At 72.0% G+C, this 18,597-nt stretch carries 15 protein-coding genes; 9 read left to right on the top strand and 6 right to left on the bottom strand.

The genetic code is table 11. The features are described 5' to 3' along the window. Nucleotides 1-90: 90 nt before the first annotated feature. Nucleotides 91-1,893 carry a flavin-containing monooxygenase gene (locus BMY97_RS10110; RefSeq protein ID WP_091615834.1) on the top strand — a complete coding sequence of 601 codons (1,803 nt, stop codon included), beginning with the start codon at nucleotides 91-93 and terminating at the stop codon, nucleotides 1,891-1,893. Here the strand turns inward: BMY97_RS10110 and BMY97_RS10105 are convergent. Further along, nucleotides 1,877-3,094 (bottom strand): glycosyltransferase, encoded by a 1,218-nt coding sequence (locus tag BMY97_RS10105; protein WP_091615830.1) that lies wholly within the window; start codon nucleotides 3,092-3,094, stop codon nucleotides 1,877-1,879. The two genes, BMY97_RS10110 and BMY97_RS10105, sit on opposite strands and share 17 nt — an antisense overlap. A gap of 577 nt (nucleotides 3,095-3,671) precedes the next feature. Here BMY97_RS10105 and BMY97_RS10100 point away from each other — a divergent pair. Then, nucleotides 3,672-4,415, top strand: a complete 744-nt coding sequence (locus BMY97_RS10100) for a glutamine amidotransferase (protein WP_091615827.1) — start codon at nucleotides 3,672-3,674, stop codon at nucleotides 4,413-4,415. A 92-nt stretch (nucleotides 4,416-4,507) separates the two neighbouring features. Continuing rightward, nucleotides 4,508-5,959: an argininosuccinate synthase gene (gene argG / locus BMY97_RS10095; protein ID WP_091615824.1), complete on the top strand. Its 1,452-nt coding sequence runs from the start codon at nucleotides 4,508-4,510 to the stop codon at nucleotides 5,957-5,959. A gap of 814 nt (nucleotides 5,960-6,773) precedes the next feature. On the opposite strand, the gene BMY97_RS10090 is transcribed toward argG, so the two are convergent. The 5 genes from BMY97_RS10090 to BMY97_RS10070 all read right to left on the bottom strand — a co-directional run bounded on the left by BMY97_RS10090 (nucleotide 6,774) and on the right by BMY97_RS10070 (nucleotide 10,281). Next, nucleotides 6,774-7,061: a PASTA domain-containing protein gene (locus tag BMY97_RS10090; protein WP_177231258.1), complete on the bottom strand. Its 288-nt coding sequence runs from the start codon at nucleotides 7,059-7,061 to the stop codon at nucleotides 6,774-6,776. 92 nt (nucleotides 7,062-7,153) lie between these two features. After that, a complete protein-coding gene (locus BMY97_RS10085) occupies nucleotides 7,154-7,900 on the bottom strand; it encodes an SDR family NAD(P)-dependent oxidoreductase (RefSeq protein ID WP_091615819.1) in 747 nt (248 codons plus the stop codon). Beyond that, nucleotides 7,897-8,289 carry a hypothetical protein gene (locus BMY97_RS10080; RefSeq protein WP_091615817.1) on the bottom strand — a complete coding sequence of 131 codons (393 nt, stop codon included), beginning with the start codon at nucleotides 8,287-8,289 and terminating at the stop codon, nucleotides 7,897-7,899. Before BMY97_RS10080 ends, BMY97_RS10085 begins: the two co-directional genes overlap by 4 nt. A 123-nt stretch (nucleotides 8,290-8,412) precedes the next feature. Continuing rightward, nucleotides 8,413-9,114 carry a S1 family peptidase gene (locus BMY97_RS10075; RefSeq protein WP_177231257.1) on the bottom strand — a complete coding sequence of 234 codons (702 nt, stop codon included), beginning with the start codon at nucleotides 9,112-9,114 and terminating at the stop codon, nucleotides 8,413-8,415. 285 nt (nucleotides 9,115-9,399) lie between these two features. Next, a complete protein-coding gene (locus tag BMY97_RS10070) occupies nucleotides 9,400-10,281 on the bottom strand; it encodes a LysR family transcriptional regulator (protein WP_091615814.1) in 882 nt (293 codons plus the stop codon). A 71-nt stretch (nucleotides 10,282-10,352) separates the two neighbouring features. Between BMY97_RS10070 and BMY97_RS10065 the strand changes: the two genes are divergently transcribed. From BMY97_RS10065 to BMY97_RS10040, 6 genes are all read left to right on the top strand, one after another. Continuing rightward, the gene (locus BMY97_RS10065) at nucleotides 10,353-12,137 is read left to right on the top strand and encodes a gamma-glutamyltransferase family protein (protein WP_091615811.1); all 1,785 of its coding nucleotides are present in this window, start codon (nucleotides 10,353-10,355) and stop codon (nucleotides 12,135-12,137) included. A gap of 136 nt (nucleotides 12,138-12,273) precedes the next feature. Then, nucleotides 12,274-13,905, top strand: coding sequence for an ABC transporter substrate-binding protein (locus BMY97_RS10060; protein WP_091615808.1), 1,632 nt, complete (start codon nucleotides 12,274-12,276; stop codon nucleotides 13,903-13,905). Nucleotides 13,906-13,908: 3 nt separating this feature from the next. Next, entirely contained in the window at nucleotides 13,909-14,865 is a 957-nt protein-coding gene (locus BMY97_RS10055; RefSeq protein WP_091615805.1) for an ABC transporter permease, read from the top strand. Further along, nucleotides 14,862-15,734 carry an ABC transporter permease gene (locus tag BMY97_RS10050; RefSeq protein WP_091615802.1) on the top strand — a complete coding sequence of 291 codons (873 nt, stop codon included), beginning with the start codon at nucleotides 14,862-14,864 and terminating at the stop codon, nucleotides 15,732-15,734. Before BMY97_RS10055 ends, BMY97_RS10050 begins: the two co-directional genes overlap by 4 nt. An 11-nt stretch (nucleotides 15,735-15,745) precedes the next feature. Further along, complete coding sequence (locus tag BMY97_RS10045) at nucleotides 15,746-17,335, top strand: ABC transporter ATP-binding protein (protein ID WP_091616303.1); 1,590 nt, start codon at nucleotides 15,746-15,748, stop codon at nucleotides 17,333-17,335. A gap of 63 nt (nucleotides 17,336-17,398) precedes the next feature. Continuing rightward, the gene (locus BMY97_RS10040; protein WP_091615800.1) at nucleotides 17,399-18,532 is read left to right on the top strand and encodes an FAD-dependent oxidoreductase; all 1,134 of its coding nucleotides are present in this window, start codon (nucleotides 17,399-17,401) and stop codon (nucleotides 18,530-18,532) included. Nucleotides 18,533-18,597: the final 65 nt, after the last annotated feature.

Here is an 18,597-nt window from a genome sequence, read left to right as displayed (position 1 = left end):
GAGCCTACCCCGAATTTAAATCACTTGCTTGACTAAGGTCGCGTGAGTGGGTTACCTAGGAACTGAGATCACCGACCCCGGAAGGCATCCATGTCCAGCACCTCGTCAGCCCCGGGTTTCGACCCGGACGCGCTGCGCGCCAAGTACCGTGCCGAGCGCGACCGGCGGCTGCGCCCGGACGGCAGCGCCCAGTACCGGAAAGCCGAAGGCGACTTCGGCTACTACGCCGCCGACCCGTACGCCACCCCCGGCTTCACCCGGGAGCCGCTGCACGACCGGGTCGACGCGGTGGTCGTCGGCGGCGGTTTCGGCGGGCTGCTCGCCGCGGCGCGCCTGCGCCAGGCCGGCCTGGACCGCGTGCGGGTGATCGAGAAGGCCGGGGACTTCGGCGGCACCTGGTACTGGAACCGCTACCCGGGCATCCACTGCGACGTCGAGTCCTACATCTACCTGCCGTTGCTGGAAGAACTCGGCTACGTGCCCGAGTGGAAGTACGCGCCCGGCGCGGAGATCCTGCGGCACTGCCAGGCGATCGGCCGGCACTTCGGCCTCTACCGCGACGCCTGCTTCCGCACCGCCGTCGAAGGACTGCGCTGGGACGAGGACCAAGCCGAGTGGACGGTCCGCACCGACCGCGGGGACACGATCCGGGCCCGCTACGCGGTCGTCTCCAGCGCTGTGCTCGACCGCCCCAAGCTGCCCGGCATCCCGGGCATCGAGACGTTCGAGGGGCACACCTTCCACACCAGCCGGTGGGACTACGGCTACACCGGCGGTGACGCCGACGGCGGCCTCACCGGGCTCGCCGGCAAGCGCGTGGCGCTCATCGGCACCGGCGCCACCGCGATCCAGGTCGTGCCGCACCTGGGGCGCGATGCCGGGCACCTGTACGTCTTCCAGCGCACTCCGTCCACTGTGGACTTCCGGGGCAACCGCCGCACCGACCCCGCGTGGGCCCGCTCGCTCGCACCGGGCTGGCAGCAGGCCCGGCGGGACAACTTCCTCACGATCATCACCGGCGGGCAGGTCGAGGAGGACCTGATCGCCGACGGCTGGACCGGCAGCGCCCGGCTGCTGGAGAAGCTCATCCCCACCGACGCCTACGCCGGGCTCCCCGAGGAGGAACGCGAACGCGTCGGCGAGCTGGCCGATTTCCAGAAGATGAACGAGCTGCGCGACCGGGTCGCGTCGGTGGTACGGGACCCGGCGACGGCCGAGGCGCTCAAACCCTGGTACCGCTACATGTGCAAGCGGCCGACGTTCAGCGACCATTACCTGCAGACGTTCAACCGCCCCAACGTGACCCTGGTCGACACCGCGGACCACGGCGGCGTCGAGCGGATCACCGGGAAGACCGTGGTGGTCGGCGACCAGGAGCACGAGGTCGACTGCATCATCTTCGCGACCGGTTTCGCCCTCGGCGCGACCGACCTGCTGAGCGGCCGCCTCCCGGTCCACGGGCGCGACGGCGTCCCGCTGCTGGAGCACTGGCGAAACGGCATCCGGACCCTGCACGGCTTCGCCAGCCACGGCTTCCCGAACCTGTTCCACGTCGGGCAGCTGCAGACCGCCGGCACGGTCAATTTCGTGCACGGCCTCGACCAGCAGGCCGTGCACATCCGCGAGATCGTCGCCGAGGCCCGTGCACGCGGCGTGGACCGGATCGAGCCGACCTCCGAGGCCGAGGCCGCGTGGCTCGACACGATCCGGGGGAAGGCGAAGGACCGTACCCAGTTCGCTCTCGAATGCACCCCGGGCTACTACAACAACGAAGGCCGGCCGAGCGAGCGCGGCCAGTCCTACGGCTTCGGTGACGGCCCGCTGGCATTGCAGGAACTGCTGCGGAAATGGCGTGCGGACGGCGGTTTCGACGAGGTCATGGCCGCGCGGTGACGCTTGCGACGATCAGCTCCGCGGCGACCCGGGCGCCGTCCGTGCGCACCTCGGCGGCGAACGACCGCGCCCGACTCTCCACATCGGACCGAAGGACCTGCTTCAACGCCGTGGCCAGGGAAACCGCGGTCGGCTCGGCACCCGCGTGCGCGACGCCGATGCCGAGGTCCTGGACGCGGCGAGCGAAGTAGTCCTGGTCGTAGTGGTGCGGCACCACGACCTGCGGCGCGCCCCCACGGGCCGCGGTGGTCGTGGTGCCCGCCCCGCCGTGGTGCACGACGGCGGCGACCCGCGGGAACAGCGCCTGCAGGTTCAGCTCCGTGACGGCCAGGCAGTCCGGCCCGTCGTCCGGCAGTGACAGCCCGGCCCAGCCGCGCAGCACGATCGCGCGGCGTCCGAGCGCCCGGGCCGCCTCGACCGCCGCCCGGCCCAGTTCCCGCGGCGAGCGCATGCTGCCGAAGCCGAAGTAGACCGGTGGCTCGCCGTCCGCGAGGAAGTCCTCCACCTCCCGGGGAAGCGGCCGCCGGTCGGGCAGGGTCCAGGCGCCGGTCTGCACGACGTCCACATCGGACGGTCGCGGCCACGGCGCCAGCGCCGGGTCGGCGGCCAGCAGGGGCCGGTCGGTCAGGATGTGGCCGAGCACGTCGTCGACCGGGCCGAGCCCGGCCGCCGCGCGCTGTCCGTTGAGCGCGGGGCGCCAGATGGCGTTGCGGCGGTTGATCTCCTGGGCCCACCGGGTCCGGTCGTCGGCGTCCGGGTCGGCCGGCGGGCGCCCGGGCAACGGCGGCGGCGCGTGCTGCGGCGACGGCAGGCTGACCGGGCTGTAGTCGGCGAAGAAGTAGCGGATGCCCCGCAGCTCGGCCACCGACCGCGCGGCGACCTGGAGCTGGTTGCAGCCCACGATCGCGTCGCAGCCCCCGGCCGCCTCCCCCACCGTCTCGAACTGACCGGCGACGGTGGCCGGCACCAGCGCCCGCAGCTCCTCGATCGTCGGCTTCTTGGGCGCCGGGCCCGCCGTCGCGCCGGGCTGCAGCCCGGGCCCCAGCGGCACGAACGGCAGGCCGTGCTCTTCGGCCAGCCCCCGGAAGTCCGGCGGCGCGCACAGCCGCGCCTCGTGCCCGAGACCACGCAGCTGCACCCCGAGCGCCAGCAACGGCTGGAAGTCCCCCCGTGAACCGATCGTCGACAGCAGCACCCGCATCGAAGTCCCCCTCGCTCCTCGGCCCGCGGAGCAGCGATTATGCGCCGCCGGACGGGCCTTGCGGCAAGCCCCGGGGTGCGCTATACCGTGAAGTGGGAAGGGAAATCCCCCGCCGAAGTGGGAAGAGAAATCCCCCCGCCGCCCGGAGCGGTCTCCGTCCACTTCGGACACCTCTCACCGAGCCACCCACCGCGCCTGCGGCGTCACTCACAGCACCCCGGCGCAATGTTGACATTCGGACATCGGCTCCGGCACGATCAAGAAGCCGCCGGAGCCGAGGAGCCGCCCCGATGTCCCGCCCCATCCCGTCACCGCCCGAGGCGAACCGGCCGGGCGTGTCGCACGGGATCGCTGTGACCTCGGTCGCGCCGGGGTTCGCGACGGCCGGGCAGCCACCGGCCGGAAATGGCTTGCCCCTGCGGAAACAGCGCCCGTCCGGGCAGGTCGGTACCACCGGGGAGACCGCCGGCGCCGTGCTCTACTTGGCTTCGGCGCCGGCCATCAGCGCGACTCTCGACCCCGCCGGGGCGTCCACCCCGCGGGCCTGCCCCCCGCCGCGTCGTTCGGAAGGATCCCGATGACCCAGACCGCACTGGCCGTCCGCCACGTCGCCTTCGAGGACCTCGGCCTGATCGAGCCGGTGCTGAACCGCCTCGGGTACGACGTGCTGTACCTCGACGCCGGCGTCCACGAGATCAGCGCCGAGACCGTCGCGGAGGCCGATCTGCTCGTCGTGCTGGGCGGCCCGATCGGAGCCGCCGACGCCGGGCGCTACCCGTTCCTCACCGCCGAGGTCGACGCCATCCGGGAGCGGGTCCGCCGCGGCGGGCGCACGCTGGGCATCTGCCTGGGCGCGCAGCTGCTCGCCCGCGCGCTGGGCGCCGGGGTCGAAGCCGCCGGGCACAGCGAAATCGGCTACACGCCGTTGACCTTCACCGACGAAGGGCTCCGCTCGCCGCTGCGGCACCTCGCGGACGTCCCCGTGCTGCACTGGCACCAGGAGCGGTTCGACATCCCGGCGGGCGCGGTCCGGCTCGCCTCGACGCCGGCGTGCCCGAACCAGGCGTTCGCCGTCGGCGCGCACGTCCTCGGCCTGCAGTTCCACCTCGAAGCCGACCCGCGCGCCCTGGAACGGTGGCTGATCGGCCACGCCCAGTCCCTCACCGCGCTCGGCCTGCACCCCCAGCCGCTGCGCGAGGCCGCGGCGGACGCCGGCACCGCCCTCACCACCGCCGCGACCCGCGTGCTCACCGAATGGCTGCGCCCCGTGCCCGGCCCGGCCGCGGAGGTCTCCGGCGCCGTCGGGTGTTCTGCCTGGTAGACGGCCAGAATGCAGCACCCGCCGCGACGACTTTCGCGTCCCGGACCGCCCCCGAATTGCACGACGATGCATAAGTGTGCATAATCATTCGCGTGTCCAAGATGCTCACTTCCCTCCCTGTCGGCGAGCGCGTCGGGATCGCCTTCTCCGGCGGCCTCGACACGTCTGTGGCGGTCGCGTGGATGCGCGACAAAGGCGCGGTGCCCTGCACCTACACCGCGGACATCGGCCAGTACGACGAGCCCGACATCGCGTCGGTGCCCGGGCGCGCCCACGCCTACGGCGCGGAGATCGCGCGGCTGGTCGACTGCCGTGAGGCCCTCGTGGAAGAGGGGCTCGCGGCGCTGACCTGCGGCGCGTTCCACATCCGTTCCGGCGGCCGCCCGTACTTCAACACCACCCCGCTCGGCCGCGCGGTCACCGGCACGCTGCTGGTGCGCGCGATGCTCGAGGACAACGTCCAGATCTGGGGCGACGGGTCCACCTTCAAGGGCAACGACATCGAGCGGTTCTACCGCTACGGCCTGCTCGCCAACCCCTCCCTGCGGATCTACAAGCCGTGGCTGGACGCCGACTTCGTCACCGAGCTGGGCGGCCGCAAGGAGATGTCCGAGTGGCTCGTCGCGCACGAGCTGCCCTACCGCGACAGCACCGAGAAGGCCTACTCCACCGACGCGAACATCTGGGGCGCGACGCACGAGGCCAAGTCGCTGGAGCACCTCGACACCAGTGTCGAGATCGTCGAGCCGATCATGGGCGTGCGGTTCTGGGACGCCGACGTCGAGATCGCCCCGGAGGACGTCACCGTCGGCTTCGAGCTGGGCCGCCCGGTCACGATCAACGGCCGGAAGTTCGACACCGCCGTCGACCTGGTGCTGGAGGCCAACGCGATCGGCGGGCGGCACGGGCTGGGCATGTCCGACCAGATCGAGAACCGCATCATCGAGGCGAAGAGCCGCGGCATCTACGAGGCGCCGGGCATGGCGCTGCTGCACGCGGCGTACGAGCGGCTGGTCAACGCGGTGCACAACGAGGACACCGTCGCCAGCTACCACAACGAGGGCCGCCGCCTCGGCCGGCTGATGTACGAGGGCCGCTGGCTGGACCCGCAGGCGATGATGCTGCGCGAGTCGCTGCAACGCTGGGTCGGCACCGCGATCACCGGCGAGGTGACACTGCGGCTGCGGCGCGGCGAGGACTACTCGATCCTCGACACGTCCGGCCCGGCGTTCAGCTACCACCCGGACAAGCTGTCGATGGAGCGCACCGAGGACTCGGCGTTCGGCCCGGTGGACCGGATCGGCCAGCTGACCATGCGCAACCTCGACATCGCCGACTCCCGCGCCAAGCTGGAGCAGTACGCGAGCCTCGGCATGGTCGGCAGCACCTCGCACCCGGCCCTCATCGGCGCCGCCCAAGCCGCCTCGACCGGCCTCATCGGCGCCATGCCCCAAGGCGGCGCCGAAGCGATCGCCTCCCGCGGCCGCGTCTCCGGCGACGACGAGCTGCTAGACCACGCAGCCATGGAGTCGGGCACCGACTGACCCGGCCGCCCTGGCTCGGCCCGGCTGGGCCAGTCGCTGAACGAGCCACTCCCGAGACGATGTCCGCACGCTGGTCGGGCCGGCGTGCGGGCATCGCTGTCTCCGGGGGCTTCTCGTTCGCGATTTTCTTGCGCCGCAAGGGGTCCGGCACCGGACGGGAGACTGCTGCGCTGGGGTGCCGGACCCCACCACGCGCCCGGCACCGGTCAAGAGGCTTTCGCGCCCGGGTTCCTTGCCCCACAACGGACCCGACCCCGGCGGAGAGGCTGCCGCACCCGGGCTCTGCGCCCCACAACGCACCCGGCACCGGCGGAGAGGCTGCCGCGCCGGGCTCCGGATCCCCCAATGAACTCACCGCCGGCCGAGAGACTGCCGCGCTCGGGTTCCTTGCCCCACAACGGACCCGACCCCGGCGGAGAGACTGCCGCACCCGGGTTCCGCTCCCCGCCACGCGCCCGGCGCCGGCCAAGAGGCCGCGCTCAGGTTCCGAACCCTACAACGCACCCGGCACCGGCTGAGAGGCTGTCGCGCCCAGGTTCCCGGACCCCACAATGCACCCGCCGCCAGCCGAGAGGCTGCCGCCCTCGGGCTCCGCGCCCCACAACGCACCCGGGCACCGGCCAAGAAACAGCGTTCCCGGTTTCCTTGGCCCGCAATGGACCCGGCACCGGCAGAGAAGACTGCCGCGCCGGGCTCCGCGCCCCGCAACGCATCCGGCCCCGGCTGGGGAACTGCCGCACCCGGGTTGCACACCCGCAAAGCATCCGGCACCGGCAGAGGGCTGCCTGGGCCGGTCTTCGGCCGGTGTCTCGGCTCAGGCGTCGTCCAGGTCCTCGTTCGGTTTGCGGGCCGCGGTGTTCTCCCAGGGGTCCGGCAGGGGGCGGCGGGGTTCGCGGACACCGGCTGGGTCGCCGGAGTCGGTGACCCAGACCGTCACCGGGTCCCACCGGGAAAGGCGGGCGCCCGCGGCGGGCAGCTGCGCCACCACGACGCCGTTCAACACGGCGTGGGGACTGTCGGGATCGGGGCCCTGCAGCAATAATCCCGCGTCGTGGCCGGACAGCCACGCGTCGAGAGCCTGTCGCCCCCGGAAGTTCGGCACCACTACCGACCTGTCGTCCGGCCGATGCTTGTCCGTCAATGCTGCTCACCCGCAGCCCAGAATACCCCCGGCGACTGGCCGAGGTGAAGGCTTTAGCGCGGGTAAAGGCCGCCGTTGACGTCCCAGCAGGCGCCGGTCACGAAGCCGGCGTGCTCCGCCGCGAGCAGCGCCACCATGTCGGCCACGAACAGCGGTGAGCCCAGCGTGCCGACGGGAATCGAGCGTTTGATCTCCGCGAGCCGGTCCGCGGGCACGGACTCGTGCACCACCGGCAGGTCGAGCGGGCCGGGTGACACGGCGTTCACCGTGACCCCGCGCCCGGCCAGCTCGCGCGCGAACACCTTGGTCAGCGTGGCGACCCCGCCCTTGGCCGCGGCGTAGTGCGCACCGGTGGCGGTCCCGCCGTTCTGCCCGGCCAGCGAGGCGACGTTGACGATCCGGCCGGCGCCCCGTTCGGCGAAATACGCCCCGAAGACCTGGCTGCCGAGGAACGCCCCGTCGAGGTTGGCCGACACCACGGCGGAGAAGCTCTCCGGGCTGATCTCCATCAGTGGCTCCACTGTGGACATTCCCGCATTGTTGACCAGCACGTCGATCCGGCCCCAGCGACGGTGTGCCTCGTCCCGGGCACGTTCGAACGCCGCCTTGTCTCGCACGTCGAGCGGGAGCGCCAGCGCGGTCGTGCCGCCGGGGTCGAGTTCGTTCGCGGCGCGGCGCACCGCCTCGTCCGCCCGGTCGGTCAGCACGACGCGATAGCCCTGCTCGTGCAGCCGCCCGGCGATCACGCGGCCGAGCCCGCGCGCGGCGCCCGTCACGACCGCGACCCGCGACGCCGTCACCGGTCCCCCGCCGCGGAGTCCGACGAGGTGACGGCGGCCGGGATGGCCAGCTCACGGCCCATCCGCGCCTCGATCCGCATGTACCGCCAGAGCGCGTGCTCGCCGACCGGGGTGGTGCGGAACAGGTTGCAGGCCCGCACGACGGTCGGCTGGTCCGCGACATCGGCCAGCACGTAACAGGTCCACGGCCAGGCCGCGGACGGGCCGACCATGTGCTGATCGTCGTCGATCGTGCCGAGCACCGTGACCCCGTCCAGCGCCGCGAGGTCGCGCAGCATGGCGGAGAAGGCCTGCCACACCACGCCGATGCCGTCGGTGGGCAGGTCGAAGAAGTTCTGGTTGACCCCGATGCAGAACAGCACGCGCAGCGGGACGGCGGCTTCGGTCACGTTTCCCGGTCCTCCTCGAGATCGGCTCGTCCGGTCCGCACGACCGTAGCGGAGGGGTCCGACAAAAGGAGACACGCCGGTGCCGGCGCCGGAAAACCCGGCACCGGCACTGGAAAACGTGGCTCAGACGCCCGCGACCGAGGAGATCCAGTCGCGGTAGAGGGTGACGTTGATGTAGGCGGTGTAGGACTGGCGGTCGCTGGTCGAGGCGACGCCGACCTGCTTTCCGTTGGCGTACATCGGGCCGCCGGAGTCGCCGCCGGCGGTGATGCCGTCGCCGCGGTTCGCGCAGACCGAGGTGCCGGCCGCGCCGTCGGGGCAGTCGATGGAGGTGACGTTCACCTTGGCCACCTTCAGCTGCTGCGACTGGCACTCGATCTCCGGCTTGTCGGTGCAGGTCGCGCCCCAGCCGTAGACCTGGGCCTCGTCGCCGACCTTGACGTCGCCGGCGCTGCCCAGCGGCGCGTAATCGGTCTGCACCTGCTGGTCGATCTTGACCAGCGAGATGTCGGCGTCGGTCGACTCGTGGACCTCGGTGGCGTTCACCGAGGTGCCCTGGGTCTGGTCGAGGCTGCCGACGTGGAAGCTGATCTGCTGGCCGTCGGCGCCCTGGGTGCAGTGCCGCGCGGTGAGGATCCAGTCCGGCGCGATGATGGTCGCCGAGCAGAGCTCCTGGCCGCCGGCGAACATCCGGGCCGCACCGTGCAGCGAGTCGGCGTTGCCGCCGTCGATGATGTACGGCTGGGCGGCGACCGAGGTCCCGGCCGCGGCCAGCGAGAACAGGGCCACTCCGGACAGAACCGCGGCGACACGGGCTTTGCGCACTGGGATCTACCTCCAACCGCGGGCCGGGCCACGCGGTGACGGGGACGGTGAAGGACGCGCCCACTTTCACGGCTGTGAGTGATTACCCGGTACCCGACGATGGTCGGTAAAGGAAGAACGCGACTTCCGTCGTAGGCCGATGGAAGCCGCTGCGACGGTGGTTGCTCCGCTGAACGGCGGTACCCGTCCACGGTGGCGGGGCCGTGTTCGGGCCGGGGCTCCTTACCTGAGTGGGGCGCGGCGAAGGCGACCTTGTCGGGCAACCCAAGCGGTCAGTCCAGGCCCTCAGGCAGGCCGGGCCAGGGTGGTGTCCAGGAATGCCTGGGTCGCGGCCGTGATCGGGCCGGTGCGGTGCACGAGCCATTGCGGCAGCCGCTCCGGTGGGGAGAAGCGGTAGACCTCGGCGCCGGCCCGGCGGGCCAGGTCGGCCCAGCCGTCGGGCATCAGGCCGGCGCCGATGCCTCGCAGGACCATCGGCAGGACCACGCTGCGGTCACCCACCTCGGCCGCGATGGAGACCTCGCCGACGCTCGCGGCCAGCCGGTCGAACAGCGCGCGCACCGCGGTGGCCGGCTTGGTCACCACGAACCGCATGCCTTCGAGGTCTTCCCACGCGACGGTGCCGTCCCCGCCGAGGCGTGTCCCCGGTGGCGCGACCAGCAGGAACTCCTCGTCCCGCAGATGGTGGGCGACCAGGCCCTGGCCGGTCGGGCGCTCGGCGCTGCCGCAGACCCCGGCCTCGCAGCGGCCTTGCAGGACCATGGCCACCACCTCGGCCGCGGACAGGGCCGAAGAGGTGCTGACCAGCACGCCGGGATGCCGTTCCCGCAGTTCGGCGATGATGCTGATCACCGGCTCCAGCGCCGAGGACGAGGTCGCGGCGACGTCGACCCGGCCGACCAGGCCGTCGCCGACCGCGCGGGCCGCCGCGCGCATCGCGTCCAGGTCGCGCAGGACCAGGCGGGCGCGGTCGGCCATCAGCTGGCCCGCGCTGGAGAGCACGGCGTTGCGGCCGACCCGGTGGAACAGCTCGACGTCCAGCTCGTGCTCCAGCTTGGCGATCGCGCGCGACAACGAGGGCTGCGCCACCCGCAGTGCCTTCGCGGCGTGGGTGAAGCCGCCGTGCTCGACGATCGCGACGAAATACTCCAGCTGACGGCGTTCCATAGCACAACGCTATCGGAACGGTGTCTCACATGTCTTGGACGTACACCCGCCGCGCGCGCGAGGATGCAGGCATGTTCCAGACGCGTCCCACCCTGCAGGGCACCTTCGGCATGGTCTCGTCCACCCACTGGCTCGCCTCCGCCTCCGCGATGGCGGTCCTCGAGGACGGCGGCAACGCCTACGACGCGGCCACCGCCGCCGCCTTCGTGCTGCACGTGGTCGAGCCGCACCTGAACGGCCCGGGCGGCGACGTGCCGATGATCGTCGCCCCCGCGGGCGGCGCGCCGAAGGTCCTCTGTGGACAGGGCCCCGCGCCGGCCGGGGCCACCATCGGGCACTACACCTCACTCGGGCTGGACCTGGTCCCCGGCACCGGCCCGCTGGCCGCCGCGATCCCGGGCGCGTTCGACGCCTGGCTGCTCCTGCTGCGCGACCACGGCACCAAACCGCTGCGCACGATCCTCGGCTACGCGATCGGGTACGCCGCGAACGGGCACCCGGCGGTCGAGCGGATCGGCACCACGGTCGAGACCGTGCGCGAGCTGTTCGAGACCGAGTGGACCAGCTCGGCCGAGCTCTACCTGCGCGACGGCAAGGCGCCGGCGGCGGGCGCGCTGCTGAAGAACCCCGCGCTCGCGGACACCTGGCGCCGCGTGCTCGCCGAGGCCGAGGCGGCCGGGCCGGGCCGTGAGACGCAGATCGACGCGGCCCGCAAGGTCTGGCGCGAGGGCTTCATCGGCGAGGCGATCGCCGAGTTCTCCGCGAAGCCCACCATGGACACCTCCGGCGAGCGGCACGCCGGCACCCTCACCGGCCAGGACCTGGCCACGTACGAGGCGTCGTACGAGGACCCGGTCACGCACACGTGGAACGGCTGGACCATCGCCAAAGCGGGTCTGTGGAGCCAAGGACCCGTGCTCCTGCAGCAGCTCGCGCTCCTGCCCGGCGAGCTGGACTACGCCACGCCGGACTACTACCACACGCTCATCGAGGGCACGAAGCTCGCGATGGCCGACCGCGAAGCGTGGTACGGCGACAGCTCGGACGTCTCGATGGAGACCCTGCTTTCCCCGCAGTACAACGAAACCCGGCGCCGGCTGATCGGTGACAAGGCGTCGCACGAGCTGCGCCCGGGACGCCCGGACGGACGCGAGCCGCGGCTGGCCCGGCATGTCGAGTACGTCGGGGCGGGCGGCGCCGTCGTCACGCCGGTGGGCGCGGGCGAGCCGACCGTCGCCAAGGACGGCGCGACCCGCGGCGACACCTGCCACGTCGACGTGGTCGACCGGTGGGGCAACATGATCGCGGCGACGCCCAGCGGCGGCTGGCTGCAGTCCAACCCGGTCATCCCGGGCCTCGGCTTCCCGCTCGGCACCCGGCTGCAGATGGCCTGGCTCGACCCGGGCCTGCCCAACTCCCTCGCCCCCGGCAAACGCCCGCGCACCACGCTTTCGCCTTCGCTCGCCCTTCGCGACGGCGTCCCGGTAATGGCGTTCGGCACTCCCGGCGGTGATCAGCAGGACCAGTGGAGCATGCATTTCCTGCTCGCCGTCGCGCTGGGCGAAAACGTCCGCGGCGGACTCGACCTGCAAGGCGCGATCGACGCGCCGAACTGGCACACCGACAGCTTCCCGAGTTCGTTCTACCCCCGTGCGATGGTGCCCGGCGGGGTCACCGTGGAATCGCGGGCCGGCGCCGACGTGATCGCTTCTTTGGAAAGCCGCGGACACGTGGTCGAAGTGGGAGAACCCTGGTCCGAAGGCCGGTTGTGCGCCGTCGCTCGAGACCCGGGGACCGGCATGCTCTCGGGCGCGGCGAACCCCCGCGGAATGCAGGGATACGCCGCTGGGAGATAATGCGGGAACCGTCGGAAAACAGCGGACCGGAATCGCCGGGCCGCTTTTTTCCATGCCATTTTGAAGGATAACGATATTAACACGGATTAACACCGGGGAAACGACGTCGGGGAAAAACCGACGTAGCTTGTTCGCCATGTCCCCCCGGTCCTTTTATGTGGCCCTCGCCGTGCTGGCGGCGGCGACGCTGACGGCCTGCGTGCCGGTGCAGCACGTGAGCGGTCGCAGCGAGCACCACAACGACTTCGGCACCCCGGTCGGCGACCAGCGGGTGGCGGACGGGGGCGAGCTGGTGATGGGCCTGTCCTCGGAGCCCGACCGCCTCGACCCGACCACCTCCAGCTCGCTCTACACGCGCTACGTGATGAGCACGATCTGCGAGAAGCTCTACGACCTCGACTCGGCCGGCAGCGTGGTCCCGCAGCTGGCGGCCACGCTGCCCACGGTCTCCCCCGACGGCCTCACCGTCACCATCGGCGTCCGCTCCGGCATCGTGTTCGCCGACGGCACGCCGTTCGACGCGAAGGCGGTCGCGACCAGCCTGCAGCGGCACTTCTCGCTCAAGACCTCCCAGCGCACCAGCGAAATGGGGCCGGTCAAGAGCATCGAGGCGACCGACGCGAGCCAGGTGGTGCTGCACTACAAACGCCCGTTCGCGCCGATCACCGCCGCGCTCGCCGACCGCGCCGGCATGATCATGTCGCCCGCGGCGCTGGCGAAGGAGGGCGACGGCTTCGGCGACCACCCGGTCTGCGTCGGGCCGTTCAAGTTCGCCGGGCGGGTGCCGCAGACGTCGATCACCGTCACCCGCGACCCGCTTTACTACGACGCCAAGGACGTCCACCTCGACCGGATCACCTACCGGATCATGTCCGACGCCAACATCCGCGCCGCGAACCTGCGCTCCGGCGACGTCCAGGTCGCCGACACCATCTCGCCGCAGGACATCGACGCGCTCGCCAAGGACCCGGCCCTGAAGGTGCTGCAGGCGCCGTCGCTGGGCTACCAGGGCATCACGCTCAACACCGGCAACGTCGACGGCGTCGGCAAGCCCACCAAGCCGATCGACACGCCGCTGGCCAAGGACCCGCGCGTGCGCCAGGCGTTCTCCCTCGCGATCGACCGCCAGACGCTGGTGGACACGGTCTTCAACAACTGGTTCGACCCCGCCTGCTCACCCATCGCGCCGGCGACGCCGTACGCCTCGTCCGCCAGCAACGCCTGTCCCGCCTTCGATCCCGCGAAGGCCCGTCAACTCCTGCACGAGGCTGGGGTGCCCATCCCCTACCCCGTCTCGATGCAGGTCTCAAACGCCCAGGACCAGCTCCGGTACGCGCAGGCACTTCAGGCGAGCGTCGCCGAGGGCGGGTTCGACCTGAAGATCGTGCCGGTCGAGTACTCGACGCTGCTGGACGTGCAGAAGCGCGGCACGTTCGAGGCGCTGATGCTCGGCTGGTCCGGCCGCGTCGACCCGGACGCCAACACCGCCCGGTTCCTCTCTTCCGGCGCGGGCGGCAACTACGGCGGGTTCCATTCGTCCACATTGGACAACCTGCTCGGCGCCGCCTCGCGCAGCATCGACGTCAAGGCCCGCGCCGCGCTGTACGGGCAGGCGGTGCAGCTGATCCAGCAGCAGAACCCGATCGTCTACACCTACCGCCTGCGGAACCTGACCGTGCGGTCCACGCGGGTCGCGGGCGTCGAGGTGTACTCCGACGGCGTGGTGCGGCTCGGCAAGGCCGCGTACCTGCAGAACCAGGAGGGCTGAGCCGTGTTGCGCCACCTGTTCCACCGCCTCTGGCAGTCCGCGCTGACGCTGGTGCTCGCGTCCGTCGTGGTGTTCATCGGGGTGCGGGCGCTGCCCGGCGACCCGGCGACGGCGATGGCCGGCGAGCAGGCCGACCCCGCGGCGATCGCGGCGGTGCGCGCCCAGCTCGGCCTGGACGACCCGCTTCCGGTGCAGTACTTCAAGTTCGTCGGCCACGCGCTGACCGGCGACTTCGGCAAGTCCGTCCGGACCGGGACGCCGGTGCGCGAGATGATCGGCGCGACGCTGCCGGTGACCGTGCAGCTGGCGGTGTTCGCGATGGTGATCGCCGTGCTCGCGGGCATGGCCGGCGGCGTGGTCGCGGCGGTTTCGCGCGGCCGCTGGCCGGAGTGGGCCGCGAACGGCTTCTCGCTGCTCGCCCTGTCGATCCCGACCTTCTGGCTCGGCATCCTCGCCGTGCTCTACCTGTCGGTGCAGCTGGGCTGGTTCCCCGCCTCCGGGTACGTCTCGCCGTTCGAGCAACCGTTGCGCGGGCTCTACTACCTCGCGCTGCCGGCGCTGATCCTCGGCCTCGCGCACGCGGCGGTGGTGCAGCGCCAGACGCGCTCGTCGATGGTGGAGACGCTGACCGCCGACTTCGTCCGCACCGCGCGGGCGAAGGGCCTCGGCCGGGGCGCGGTGGTCTTCCGCTACGCCCTGCGCAACAGCCTCATCGTGGTCACCACCATCGTCGGGCTCCAGCTCGGCGGCCTGATCGCGGGCGCGGTGGTCACCGAGCGGATCTTCAGCCTGCCCGGCATCGGCAAGCTGACCCTCGACTCGGTGTTCACCCGCGACTACCCGGTGATCCAGGCCGTGGTCCTGGTGATCACCAGCGCCTACATCGTGATCAACCTGCTGGTCGACTTCCTCTACACCGTCATCGATCCGCGCATGCGCGTCTCCGGGAGGACCCGATGACCGTCGAGACCGCCGCCCCCGTTCCGTCGGCCCGGGTCCGCGGGCGCACGCTGGGACGGCTGAGGCGGAACCCGATGGGCGTGGCCGGCGGCGTGCTGCTGCTGATCGTGCTGGTCGCCGGAGTGTTCGCGCCGCTGCTGGCGCCCTACGCGCCGGCCGAGGTGCACTTCTCGACGCCGTTCCAGCAGCCCGGCACGGTCGGCTTCGGGCTCGGCACCGACGACCTCGGCCGCGACATCCTGTCCCGGGTGCTCTACGGGACCCGCGCCTCGCTGGAGGTCGGCGCGCTGTCGGTGCTGCTCGCGGTGGTCCTCGGCGTGCCGCTGGGGCTGCTTTCGGGGTACTGGCGTTGGCTGGACGCGATCGTCTCCCGGCTGGCGGACCTGATGCTGGCGTTCCCGTTCCTGATCCTCGCCGTCGGGCTGGCCGCGATCAACGGCGGCGGCCTGGCCAACGCCGCGGTCGCGCTGGGCATCGCGCAGATCCCGACCATGGTCCGCGTGGTGCGGGCGGAAACGTTGCGGCTGAAGGAAACCGACTTCGTGCTGGCCGCGCACACCATGCACGCCGGGCCGTGGCGGATCCTCGGCCAGCACGTGCTGCCCAACGCGCTGCCGGTGATCATCGTGCAGGCCACCGTGATCATGCCGGCGGCGGTGCTCGGCGAGGCGATCCTGTCGTTCCTCGGCCTCGGCATCCAGCCGCCCGACCCGAGCCTGGGCATCATGCTGTCGGACGCCCAGCAGTACCTGTTCCGCACGCCGTGGCCCGGCATCTTCCCCGGCATCGCGCTCGCCGTGATCTGCCTGGGCTTCAACCTGTTCGGCGACGCCCTGCGCGACGCGCTCGACCCGAAGACCAGCCGGTGAAGGGGACCGTCATGACCGAGCCGCTGCTGGAGATCAACGACCTGGAAGTGTCCTTTGGGGACACTCCCGCGGTGCGCGGCGTGAGCCTGAGCGTGGCGCCGGGCGAACGCGTCGCCGTCGTCGGCCAGTCCGGCTCCGGGAAGTCCACCACCGCGCACGCGGTGATGGGCCTGCTGCCCGGGTCCGGCCGGGTCACCGGCGGCACGATCCGCTGGCGGGGCGAGGACATCACGCAGTCCGGCGAAAAGCGGCTGCGGCGGTTGCGCGGACGCGAGGTCGGCCTGGTGCCGCAGGACCCGATGTCGAACCTCAACCCGGTGTCACGGGTCGGCCGCCAGGTCGCGGAAACCCTGCTGGCGCACCGGGTCTGCGGACGGCGGGAGGCCTGGGGCCGGGCCGTGGAGCTGCTCGGGCAGGCCGGGCTGACCGAGCCGGCCCGGCGGGCGCGGCAGTACCCGCACGAGTTCTCCGGCGGCATGCGCCAGCGGGTGCTGATCGCGATCGGCCTGGCCTGCCGGCCGGACCTGCTGATCGCCGACGAGCCGACCTCCGCGCTCGACGTCACCGTGCAGCGGCAGATCCTCGATCACCTGGACGGGCTGACCCGCGAGCTGGGCACGGCACTGCTGCTGGTCACCCACGACCTGGGGCTGGCGGCAGAGCGGGCCGACCGGGTCGTGGTGATGTCCGAGGGCGAGATCGTCGAAACCGGTGCCGCGAAACAGGTCCTGACCGCGCCCCGGGAGGACTACACCCGGCGGCTGGTGGCCGCCGCGCCGTCACTCAAGGCTCCCCCGCGACGGCCAGTGTCCTCTTCGGACGTCGTGCTCGAGGTCGAGCACGTGTCCAAGGAGTACCGCCTCCGGGGCAGGGGCGGTGTGCTGCGCGCGGTGGACGACGTGTCGTTCACCGTCGAGCGCGGGCGCACCACCGCGATCGTCGGCGAGTCCGGTTCGGGCAAGACCACCACCGCGCGGATGGTGCTGGGACTGGTGCCCGCGACCGACGGCCGGATCCGGCTCGACGGCACCGGCCTGGCCGGGCTGCGCGGCGCCCGGCTGCGGGCGGCGCGGCAGGCCATGCAGCCGGTGTTCCAGGACCCGTACGCCTCGCTCGATCCGATGTGGACGGTCGAGCGGATCGTCACCGAGCCGTTGCGCACCTTCGGCGTCGGCGACCGCGCCTCGCGGCGGGTGAAGGTGGCGGAGCTGCTGGACCAGGTCGCGCTGCCGGCCGCGCTCGCCCAGCGTTACCCGAACGAGCTGTCCGGCGGGCAGCGCCAGCGGGTCGCGATCGCCCGCGCGCTCGCCGCCGGCCCGCGCCTGGTCGTGTGCGACGAGGCGGTGTCCGCGCTGGACGTCCTGGTGCAGGACCAGATCCTCGGCCTGCTCTCGTCGCTGCAGGAGGAGCTGGGGCTGAGCTACCTGTTCATCTCGCACGACCTCGCCGTGGTCCGCTCGCTCGCCCACCACGTGCTGGTGATGAAGGACGGCCGCGTGGTCGAGCAGGGGCCGGTGGACGAAGTCCTCTCCGCGCCCGCCGACCCGTACACCCGGCAGCTGCTGGACGCGGTGCCGGGCGCCACGGCCTTCGCCGGTTGACAGTTCTGGAACGGCGCTCCATGATTGTGGAACAACGTTCCAGAGACCCTTGCGGAGCCCATCATGAAAACCCCGGTCACGATCATCGGCGCCGGCCTCGGCGGACTTGTCCTCGCCCGCGTCCTGCACGTCCACGACATCCCGGTCACGGTCTGCGAAGCGGAGCCCTCACCGAAGGCGCGTTCGCAGGGCGGGATGCTCGACATCCACGAAAACACCGGCCAGGCGGCCCTCGCGGCGGCCGGCCTGACCGACGGCTTCCGCAGCCTGATCCTGGAGGGCCGCCAGGCGACGCGGGTCCTCAGCCCGGACGGGACCGTCCTGCTCGACGAACCCGACGACGACAGCGGCGGGCGACCCGAGGTGCAACGCGGCGAGCTGCGGCAGCTGCTGCTCGACTCGCTCCCGGCCGGCACCGTCCACTGGGGACACAAGGTCAGCGGCGTGCGCGCCCTCGGTGAGGGCCGTCACGAAGTGAGCTTCGCCGACGGCACCACGGTCGCCACCAGCCTGCTCGTCGGCGCGGACGGTGCGTGGTCCCGCGTCCGGCCGCTGCTGTCGGACGCCGTCCCCGAGTACAGCGGCATGTCCTACGTCGAGACCTACCTGTTCGAGTCCGGCACCCGTCATCCGGCCGCGGCGAAGGCGGTCGGCGGCGGGGGCCTGATGACGCTCGCGCCGGGCACGGGGATCATGGCCCACCACGAGCGCGGCGACACCCTGCACACCTACGTGGCACTCACCCAGCCGCTGGACTGGTTCGCCACCATCGACTTCACCGACCCGGCCGCGGCCACCGGGCGGATCGCGCGGGAATTCGGTGACTGGGCCCCGGAAATCACCGCGCTGATCACCGAAAGCGACGTCACGCCGGTCCTGCGCCCCCTCTACACGCTGCCGATCGAACACCGGTGGGAGCGCGGGCCGGGGGTCACCCTGGTCGGCGACGCCGCGCACCTCGCGCCGCCGAACGGCGAGGGCGCCAACCTGGCCATGCTCGACGGGGCCGAGCTCGGCCAAGCCCTGGCCGCGCACCCGGGCGACACCGAGGCCGCGCTCGCCGAGTACGAGCGGGCCATGTTCCCCCGCAGCGCCGCGGCCGCCGCGGACGGCGCCGAACTCCACGAATTCATGTTCGGCGACGACTCACCCCGGGGCCTGATGGCGATGTTCACCGGCGGCGAGCTGACCCCGTAAGCCCCTCAGGCGAGCTTCGGACGACTCGCCGCACCGCCTGATGGCCATGTTCACCGGCGGCGAGC

The organism is Amycolatopsis saalfeldensis (assembly GCF_900110575.1).
GTDB classification, from domain to species: Bacteria; Actinomycetota; Actinomycetes; order Mycobacteriales; family Pseudonocardiaceae; genus Amycolatopsis; species Amycolatopsis saalfeldensis.
This window is presented reverse-complemented; position numbering and strand designations above follow the sequence as displayed.

Bases quoted from the DNA above. Each gene is read 5' to 3' on its own strand.
- BMY97_RS10060 (WP_091615808.1), top strand. From the start codon at position 12,274: ATGTCCCCCCGGTCCTTTTATGTGGCCCTCGCCGTGCTGGCGGCGGCG.
- BMY97_RS10100 (WP_091615827.1), top strand. From the start codon at position 3,672: ATGACCCAGACCGCACTGGCCGTCCGCCACGTCGCCTTCGAGGACCTC.
- BMY97_RS10045 (WP_091616303.1), top strand. From the start codon at position 15,746: ATGACCGAGCCGCTGCTGGAGATCAACGACCTGGAAGTGTCCTTTGGG.
- BMY97_RS10040 (WP_091615800.1), top strand. From the start codon at position 17,399: ATGAAAACCCCGGTCACGATCATCGGCGCCGGCCTCGGCGGACTTGTC.
- BMY97_RS10070 (WP_091615814.1), bottom strand. From the start codon at position 10,281: ATGGAACGCCGTCAGCTGGAGTATTTCGTCGCGATCGTCGAGCACGGC.
- BMY97_RS10050 (WP_091615802.1), top strand. From the start codon at position 14,862: ATGACCGTCGAGACCGCCGCCCCCGTTCCGTCGGCCCGGGTCCGCGGG.
- BMY97_RS10110 (WP_091615834.1), top strand. From the start codon at position 91: ATGTCCAGCACCTCGTCAGCCCCGGGTTTCGACCCGGACGCGCTGCGC.
- BMY97_RS10105 (WP_091615830.1), bottom strand. From the start codon at position 3,094: ATGCGGGTGCTGCTGTCGACGATCGGTTCACGGGGGGACTTCCAGCCG.
- BMY97_RS10065 (WP_091615811.1), top strand. From the start codon at position 10,353: ATGTTCCAGACGCGTCCCACCCTGCAGGGCACCTTCGGCATGGTCTCG.